The 871-nt window shown below is 26.8% G+C and carries 1 protein-coding gene and 1 pseudogene; both read left to right on the top strand.

Annotation, left to right across the window (positions count from 1 at the left end):
- Positions 1–254: pseudogene (locus tag L8X33_RS08640) on the top strand (hypothetical protein); the annotation flags it as partial.
- Positions 241–738, top strand: a complete 498-nt coding sequence (locus L8X33_RS08635) for a hypothetical protein (protein WP_263670502.1) — start codon at positions 241–243, stop codon at positions 736–738. The pseudogene L8X33_RS08640 and the gene L8X33_RS08635, both read left to right, overlap by 14 nt.
- Positions 739–871 lie beyond the last annotated feature (133 nt).

The following is an 871-nucleotide window of genomic DNA, read 5'->3' as shown; positions in this document are numbered from 1 at the left end:
CTATGGCTCTTTACTCAAAAGTATCAATTCAAGGAATGTTTTTACTTTACAACACCCAATTATGTTCTTTTAAAGACAAATTGACAATATTCAAACAAGTGAAAGAAAGTTATAATACACTTAAAAAATTAGATACACTAGAATTTTCTAATGAAGAAATAAATAAAAAGTGGAAAAGTAATCATAAAGCAATAATAATCTTTATAGGTAATTATTTAAACAAAATCCAAAAGGCCTTAGATGAATGCAAATGAAAATAATACTAGTGTTCATAATGAAAACAATACTACTATTAACATTAAAGAAAGTATAAAAGAAGCTCTAAGAGAAGGACAAGAGGTTATAGAAAGTAGTAGAGAAGGAATAGAAAAAGCAAGTAATACTTTCGATTTTTTTAGCAGTGGCTTCAACCTTTCCCCCAACTCTCCCACGAAAGAAACCCTACAACCTTATATTCAAAAAGTTCAAGTTATTACAGATAAAGTGGATAGCAAACTAAAAATTACTGAATATACCTTAGAGTATATTAACAATGGTGATATAACTAAAGTTTTAGTAAAATTAGGAGAAGAAGTTATACAAGATTTTGTTTTAAAAAAAGGCTTAGATATTTCTAAAGAAATAGCACTTATCTTGTTTAGAGGAAAAATTATTTTTGGTATAATTATTTTTGCTGGAGGAAGTGTTATATCTTACTATTTTTCTGAAAACATTAAAGAATTAGCAAAAAACTGCTAATAAATACTCAAGATTTGCTTAATAAAATCGCAGATAAAATTAAACCTCCTGTTGTATGCCCTAGTAATTCTATAACACCTAATGGTCAATGTATTGATCATCCAAATGATTTTTTTCAAAAACTAATCAATCC

The organism is Campylobacter sp. CNRCH_2014_2849, from assembly GCF_025772845.1.
Taxonomy (GTDB): Bacteria; Campylobacterota; Campylobacteria; order Campylobacterales; family Campylobacteraceae; genus Campylobacter_D; species Campylobacter_D lari_D.
The sequence above is the reverse complement of the archived record's forward strand: the minus strand, read 5'-3'. Positions and strand labels throughout refer to the sequence as shown.